General features: G+C 67.8%; 8 protein-coding genes. All 8 read right to left on the bottom strand.

The genetic code is table 11. The features are described 5' to 3' along the window. A partial coding sequence (locus D0901_RS00225; RefSeq protein ID WP_129138283.1) for an urease subunit alpha occupies window positions 1-981 on the bottom strand: 981 nt, incomplete at its 3' end. Beyond that, window positions 978-1340: an urease subunit beta gene (locus D0901_RS00220; protein ID WP_129138282.1), complete on the bottom strand. Its 363-nt coding sequence runs from the start codon at window positions 1338-1340 to the stop codon at window positions 978-980. The genes D0901_RS00225 and D0901_RS00220, both read right to left, overlap by 4 nt. Before the next feature lie 10 nt (window positions 1341-1350). Beyond that, window positions 1351-1653, bottom strand: a complete 303-nt coding sequence (locus tag D0901_RS00215) for an urease subunit gamma (protein WP_129138281.1) — start codon at window positions 1651-1653, stop codon at window positions 1351-1353. A 52-nt stretch (window positions 1654-1705) separates the two neighbouring features. After that, window positions 1706-2614, bottom strand: coding sequence for an urease accessory protein UreD (locus tag D0901_RS00210; protein ID WP_129138280.1), 909 nt, complete (start codon window positions 2612-2614; stop codon window positions 1706-1708). Continuing rightward, window positions 2611-3309, bottom strand: a complete 699-nt coding sequence (gene urtE / locus D0901_RS00205) for an urea ABC transporter ATP-binding subunit UrtE (RefSeq protein WP_129138279.1) — start codon at window positions 3307-3309, stop codon at window positions 2611-2613. Before urtE ends, D0901_RS00210 begins: the two co-directional genes overlap by 4 nt. After that, a complete protein-coding gene (urtD, locus tag D0901_RS00200) occupies window positions 3309-4133 on the bottom strand; it encodes an urea ABC transporter ATP-binding protein UrtD (RefSeq protein WP_129138278.1) in 825 nt (274 codons plus the stop codon). Before urtD ends, urtE begins: the two co-directional genes overlap by 1 nt. Next, a complete protein-coding gene (urtC, locus tag D0901_RS00195; protein ID WP_129138277.1) occupies window positions 4130-5251 on the bottom strand; it encodes an urea ABC transporter permease subunit UrtC in 1122 nt (373 codons plus the stop codon). Before urtC ends, urtD begins: the two co-directional genes overlap by 4 nt. Before the next feature lie 3 nt (window positions 5252-5254). Then, the gene (gene urtB, locus D0901_RS00190) at window positions 5255-6877 is read right to left on the bottom strand and encodes an urea ABC transporter permease subunit UrtB (RefSeq protein ID WP_129138276.1); all 1623 of its coding nucleotides are present in this window, start codon (window positions 6875-6877) and stop codon (window positions 5255-5257) included. Window positions 6878-6909: the final 32 nt, after the last annotated feature.

Genomic DNA, 6909 nt, shown 5'->3' with positions numbered 1-6909 from the left:
GGGGTCCAGGTGGTGGCAGACCATCAGCATGTCGAGATGCTCGTCGATGGTATTCACCGTGTAGGGCCGGGTGGGATTGGTCGACGACGGCAGCACGTAGTCCTTGGAACAGGCGGTGATGATGTCCGGAGCATGGCCGCCACCCGCCCCTTCGGTATGGTAGGTGTGAATGCCGCGCTCCTTGAACGCCGCCAGGGTATCCTCGACGAACCCCGATTCGTTGAGCGTGTCGGTATGAATGGCGATCTGCACGTCGTAACGCTCGGCCACGCTCAGGCAGTTGTCGATCGAGGCCGGCGTGGTGCCCCAGTCCTCATGGAGCTTGAGGCCCATGGCGCCGGCCTCGAGCTGCGCTTCCAGCGCCTCGGGCAGGCTGGCGTTGCCCTTGCCGAGCAGGCCGATGTTCATGGGCAGTTCGTCGACCGCCTGGAGCATGGTGCCGATGTGCCAGGCGCCCGGCGTGCAGGTGGTGGCGTTCGACCCCGTGGCCGGGCCGGTGCCGCCGCCGAGCATGGTGGTCACGCCGCTCATCAGGGCTTCTTCCACCTGCTGCGGACAGATGAAGTGGATGTGCGCGTCGATGCCGCCGGCGGTGAGGATCTTGCCCTCGCCGGCGATGACCTCGGTGCCGGGGCCGATGACGATCGTCACGTCCGGCTGGGTATCGGGGTTGCCGGCCTTGCCGATGGCGGCGATGCGCCCGCCCTGGACCCCCACGTCGGCCTTGACGATGCCCCACCAGTCGAGAATCAGCGCGTTGGTGATCACGGTGTCCATCACCGCGGCGTCGTTGCGCTGGCTCTGGCCCATGCCGTCGCGGATGACCTTGCCGCCGCCGAACTTCACCTCGTCGCCGTAATGGGTATGATCCCACTCGACCTCGATCCACAGTTCGGTGTCGCCGAGGCGCACGCGATCGCCCACGGTCGGGCCGTACATGTCGGCATAGGCCTGGCGCGTGATCGTGCTAGCAGGCTTCATGGTTGGCCTCCTTCATCAGGCTTTTGCGCTTTTCGCGTGGCCTCGGGCGCGTTAGAGAGCGAGCCCATGACCTCGCCGCGAAAGCCGTAGACATGCCGCCGACCGACGTAGGGAATCAGCGTGACCTCGCGACTCTGACCGGGCTCGAAACGAATCGCCGTGCCCGCGGCCACGTCGAGACGATAGCCGCGCGCGGCGGCGCGATCGAAGACCAGCGCCGGGTTGGCCTCGGCGAAGTGGTAGTGCGAGCCGATCTGGACCGGCCGGTCACCGGTATTGGCGACCTCGACGGTGATCCGGCTGCGTCCCGCGCAGAGCTCGATCTCACCGTCCTTCAATTGGTATTCACCGGGAATCATGGCGAGCTCCTTAGACAATTGGGTTATGCACGGTCACGAGCTTTGTTCCATCCGGAAAGGTCGCCTCGACCTGCACCTCGTCGACCATTTCCGCCACGCCGTCCATCACGTCGTCACGGGTCAGGATCTCGCGACCCTCGCTCATCAGCTCGGCGACGCTCTTGCCGTCGCGGGCGCCCTCGAGGATCTCGAAGCTGATCAGCGCCACGGCCTCCGGGTAATTGAGTTTGAGGCCACGGTTGCGGCGGCGCTCGGCGAGCTGCGCGGCGGAGAACAGCAGCAGCTTGTCCTTGTCGCGGGGCGTGAGTTCCATGGTGATCGTTCCTCTCGTCGCTGTTCTGCGTGATTGATACTGGCGTGTCGGGTCAGGTGGCCCAGATGCGCGGCGCATGAGCCTCGCGGCCGACGAGGCGCGGACGCAGGCATTCCCAGGCGCGCTGGCAGAGATCCCAGGCGGCGTTGCGGGAGTCGCCGAGATAGCGCAGCAGCAGCACGTCGTTGCGCTGCGTCGCCGCCCAGCATGGTGACGCGGGTAGTCCCTCGCGCAACGCCTCGACGGCCGAGCGCGGCGCGTCGAGGCCCACCGCCCACAGCGTGGCCTGCACCGTCGCCCCGCCCTGCCCCCAGCGCCCCTGAAAACGCGGATGCCGGGGATCGAGGGGCTGACGCTCCAGCCACAAGGGCAGGCCGTCGCGGGTCAGACGAAAGCGTTGCTCGACCCGGCCGCTTGCGAACGGCAAGCGGCTGGCCGGCCGGCCCAGCGCCATGAGCTCCCAACCCAGGCAACGTGCGCCACCGGCGAGCTCGATGGTCGTCGACTGACTGCCACGCGAACCGTCGAAGGCCAGGGTCTCCTGGGGCAGCCACTCCAGCGTGCCGCCCTCGGCGACCCCCAGCCGGACGTGCTGGCTCCAGCTCACGCCCTGGCTGTCGGCGCGGTAGAGCTTGGCGGCGGCCGGCGTGGTCAGCAGCGCGTGGGCATTCCCCGCGACGTCCACGTCGATGGCCAGGGCATCGCCGCTCACCAGCCCGCCCGGGGGATGCAGCAGGTAGACATGGCAAGGGGCTCCGGCGTCGCGCCCTTCCGGATAGAAGGGGCGCTGGACGCGCAGCGGACCTTCGTGGCGCGTCTTGATCAGCCGCGTGCCCCGCTCGCCGGGAGCGAAACCCAGTGCGAGCGAGGCCGCCCAGCGCCGCTCGGCATCGAAACGATGGCCCGAGTCGTGGCGGGCGACGGCGCGTCGCGCCGGGGTGAGATCGTGAAACAGCGTCATACGGTCAGGTGTCGTTTGATCAGGTCGTCGCCGAGCTCGTCGATGGCGCCCTGCGCCACCGGCCGGCCGCGATCGAGGATCACGAAGCGATCGGCGTACTTGCGCACGAACGGCAGCTTCTGTTCGGCGAGCAGCACGGTCATGCCGTCCTCGCGATTGAGCTTGCGGATCACCTCGCCGATCTCGGCGACGATATTGGGCTGAATGCCCTCGCCCGGCTCGTCGAGGATCAGCAACCGCGGCTCGAGCACCAGGGCCCGGCCGATCGCCAACTGCTGCTGCTGGCCGCCGGACAGATCGCCGCCACGGCGATGGCGCATCTCCCAGAGCACCGGAAACAGCTCGTAGATCCGCTCGGGGATGCGCTTCGCGCCGTCGCGGCGCGCCGCCAGCCCGGTGCGCAGGTTTTCCTCCACCGTCAGCAGCGGGAAGATCTGGCGGCCCTGGGGCACGTAGCCGATCCCCAGTCGCGAGCGATCCTCGAGACGCCGGCGGGTCAGCGGTATCTCTCCATCATAGGTGAGTTCGCCAGTCTTGATCGGCACTTCGCCCATCACGCACTTGAGCAGCGTGGTCTTGCCCACCCCGTTGCGGCCCATCACGCAGGTGCATTGCCCACTGGGCACGTCGAGCGACAGATCCCACAGGGTGTGGCTCTCGCCGTAGAACTGGTTGAGCGTGTCGATGGCCAGCATCACGCCTCCTCCCCGAGATAGACCTCGACCACCCGCGGGTCGCTGGATACCTGATCCATGCTGCCTTCGGCCAGGACGCTGCCCTGGTGCAGTACCGTGACCTTGCGGGCGATCGAGCGCACGAAGCCCATGTCGTGCTCGACCACCACCACGGACTGCTTGCCGGCCAGACTGGTGAGCAGCTCGCCGGTACGCTCCATCTCCTGTTCGGTCATGCCCGCCACCGGCTCGTCGACCAGCAGCAGGCGCGGGCGCTGCATCAGCAGCATGCCGATCTCCAGCCACTGCTTCTGGCCGTGGGACAGGATTCCCGCCGGTCGGCGGCGTTGGGCATCGAGGCCGATCAGCGACAGCACCTCGTCGATGCGATCGCGCGCCGCGCCGGAGAGTCGCGCGGTGAGCGTCGGCAGCACACGCTTGTCGGCGCTCATCGCCAGTTCGAGATTCTCGAACACGCCGAGCGCCTCGAACACCGTGGGCTTCTGGAACTTGCGGCCGATTCCCAGGGTGGCGATCTCGGGCTCGTTCATCGTCAGCAGGTTGTGGCGGCTGCCGAACCACACCTGCCCGCGATCGGGCCGCGTCTTGCCGGTGATGATGTCCATCATGGTGGTCTTGCCGGCCCCGTTGGGGCCGATGATGCAGCGCAGCTCGCCGTCGTCGATGGTCAGGTTGAGATCGTCGATCGCCTTGAAGCCGTCGAAGCTGACGCTGACGTCCTCGAGATAGAGGATCGGCCCGTGGCGCACGTCGACCGGCGAGGCGTCGGGAATCAGGAAATCGAAGACCCGTTCGCGATCGGCCAGTGATTGCAGGATGCTCATGCCGTCGCCTCCGTCGTCCGCTCGTCATGGCGTGACGCGTTGCGGCGCCACTGCATCAGGCCCGCCAGGCCGCGCGGCAACAGCACGGTACAGACCACGAAGAGCCCGCCCAGGGCGAACAGCCAGGCATCGGGCATCACCCCGGTGAACACCGTCTTGGCGTAGTTGACCAGGATCGCCCCGATCACCGCGCCGTAGAGCGTGGCGCGGCCGCCCAGCGCCACCCAGACGACGATCTCGATGGAGAACAGCGGCGAGAACTGGCTGGGGTTGATGATCCCTACCTGCGGCACGTAGAGCGCGCCGGCGACACCGGCGAGCATCGCCGAGACGACGAACACGAAAAGCTGCACGCGCTCGACCCGGTAGCCGATGAAGCGCACCCGTGCCTCGGCATCCCGCGACGCCACGCAGACCCGCCCCAGCTTGCTGGCAACGATCGCCCGGCACAGCCAGTAGCCGAGCCCCAGCGCCACGCCGGAAGCCAGGAACAGGCCCAGCCGGGTGCCGTCGGCACTGATCGGAAAGCCCAGCAGTTCCTTGAAGTCGGTCAGGCCGTTGTTGCCGCCGAAGCCCATCTCGTTGCGGAAGAACGCCAGCATCAGCGCGAAGGTCAGCGCCTGGGTGATGATCGACAGATACACCCCGGTGACCCGCGAGCGAAACGCCAGGAAGCCGAACACCAGCGCCAGCAGCCCCGGCGCCAGCAGCACCATCAGGAAGGCGAATCCGGCCATGTCGAAGCCCTGCCAGTACCACGGCAGGTGATCCCAGTTGAGGAACACCATGAAATCCGGCAGCACCGGATCGCCGTAGACGCCGCGATCGCCGATCTGGCGCATCAGATACATGCCCATGGCATAACCGCCGAGGGCGAAGAAGGCGCCGTGGCCGAGGCTCAGGATGCCCAGGTAGCCCCACACCAGATCGACCGCCACGGCGAGCAGCGCATAGCACAGGTACTTGCCGAGCAGTGCCACCGTGTAGGTCGAGACATGCAGGGGATTGGCCGCCGGCAGCGCCAGGTTGAGCACGCAGACCACCGCCAGGGCGACGATCAGCACGCCGACGAAGCATTGCGTCGAGCGCTCCGTGGCCGGCTTGAGAAACCAGTTCATGGCTCAGCCCTCCGCCGCGCGGCCCTTCTGCGGGAACAACCCGCGCGGGCGCTTCTGAATGAACAGGATGATGAACACCAGCACGATCACCTTGGCCAGCACCGCGCCGGCCCAGGGCTCGATCACCTGGTTGATCACGCCCAGCGACATGCCGGCCACCAGCGTGCCCCACAGGTTACCCACGCCACCGAACACCACCACCATGAAGGAATCGATGATGTAGTTCTGGCCCAGGTTGGGGCCGACGTTGGTCAGCTGCGACAGCGCCACCCCGGCGAGTCCGGCGACCCCGGAGCCCAGGGCGAAGGTGAGGATGTCGACGCGGGTGGCGTGTATCCCCATGGCCCGGGCCATGGTGCGGTTCTGGGTCACCGCGCGCACTTCCAGGCCCAGCCGGGTGCGGCGCATCACCAGCATCAGCGCCGCGAACACCACCAGCGCGAAACCCAGCACGTAGAGCCGGTTGAGGGTCAGCGACAGCGCCTCGTTGACCACCAGCGAGCCGCTCATCCACTCCGGCGTGACCACGGTACGGTTGAGCGGCGAAATCACCGTGCGCACCAGTTGCTGCAGGATCAGGCTGACGCCGAAGGTCGCCAGCAGGGTTTCCAGCGGCCGCCCCTTGAGAAAGCGGATCACGCTGCGCTCGATGATCACGCCGACCAGCGCCGACACCAGGAAGCCGGCGGGGATCGCCAGGATCAGCGCCAGGCCGGGCTGACCGGGCAGCAGTTGCTGGAGCATCCAGGTGGTGTAGGCGCCGAGCATGATCAGCTCGCCGTGGGCCATGTTGATCACGCCCATCACGCCGAAGGTGATCGCCAGGCCGATCGCCGCCAGCACCAGCACCGAGCCCAGGCTGAGGCCGAAATAGAGCGTCTCGGCGGCGTGGTTGAGCCTGAGCGCCTGCTCGATGCCGGCCAGCGCCTGGCGGGCCGCCTCGGCGGCCTCGCCGTCGCCCCGGGCGACCTGGGCGAGCGCAGCGCGCACGGTGGGATTGAGGCTGCCGGAGAGGGTGTCGATGGCGGCATCGATCTGCGCGGCATCGCCCGACTGCAATCGGTAGAGGGCCAGCGCCTGGGCCAGCTTGGCGCGCACGTCGCCGTCGCTCTCGGCGTCGAGGCGTGCTGCCAGGGGCTCGGCCAGGTCGGCGTCGACCTCGCCGATCAGGCGATCGGCACTGGCCAGGCGTTCGGCCGGATCATCGGCGTCGAGATCGAGAATCGCCATCGCGCTGCGCAGTTGATTGCGCAGGGCATTGTTGATGGTGATGCGGTCGATCCTGCGCCGCGAGACCTCGCCCAGCGGCGCGTCGTCGACGGCATCGATCACCGTCCAGTCACGGCCTCGGTTGTCGGTGACGATCACGAAGCGACCGTCGTCCTCAAGCCGCTGCAGCTTGCCGTCGAGCAGCGCCTGCAACCAGACGCGGGTACGCGGCGCCTGACTGGCGACGAGATCCTTGATGGCCCGGGCCTTGGCGGCGTAGGAATCGGCGGCCAGGGCGCGCAATTCGTCCGGCGCCTGCTGGGGCGAGGCGGCGTCCAGGGCCAGGGCATTGCCCGCGCCCAGGGCGATGAGACAACCCAGCATCAGGGTCGCGGTAATGGTCCGCAAGAGCGTCATGCGGGAATCCTTCGAGTGGCGTGTCGCGGGAC

It is taken from the genome of Modicisalibacter coralii, from assembly GCF_004117855.1.
GTDB classification, from domain to species: Bacteria; Pseudomonadota; Gammaproteobacteria; order Pseudomonadales; family Halomonadaceae; genus Modicisalibacter; species Modicisalibacter coralii.
This window is presented reverse-complemented; position numbering and strand designations above follow the sequence as displayed.

Bases quoted from the DNA above. Each gene is read 5' to 3' on its own strand.
- D0901_RS00220 (WP_129138282.1), bottom strand. From the start codon at position 1,340: ATGATTCCCGGTGAATACCAATTGAAGGACGGTGAGATCGAGCTCTGC.
- D0901_RS00215 (WP_129138281.1), bottom strand. From the start codon at position 1,653: ATGGAACTCACGCCCCGCGACAAGGACAAGCTGCTGCTGTTCTCCGCC.
- D0901_RS00210 (WP_129138280.1), bottom strand. From the start codon at position 2,614: ATGACGCTGTTTCACGATCTCACCCCGGCGCGACGCGCCGTCGCCCGC.
- urtE (WP_129138279.1), bottom strand. From the start codon at position 3,309: ATGCTGGCCATCGACACGCTCAACCAGTTCTACGGCGAGAGCCACACC.
- urtD (WP_129138278.1), bottom strand. From the start codon at position 4,133: ATGAGCATCCTGCAATCACTGGCCGATCGCGAACGGGTCTTCGATTTC.
- urtC (WP_129138277.1), bottom strand. From the start codon at position 5,251: ATGAACTGGTTTCTCAAGCCGGCCACGGAGCGCTCGACGCAATGCTTC.
- urtB (WP_129138276.1), bottom strand. From the start codon at position 6,877: ATGACGCTCTTGCGGACCATTACCGCGACCCTGATGCTGGGTTGTCTC.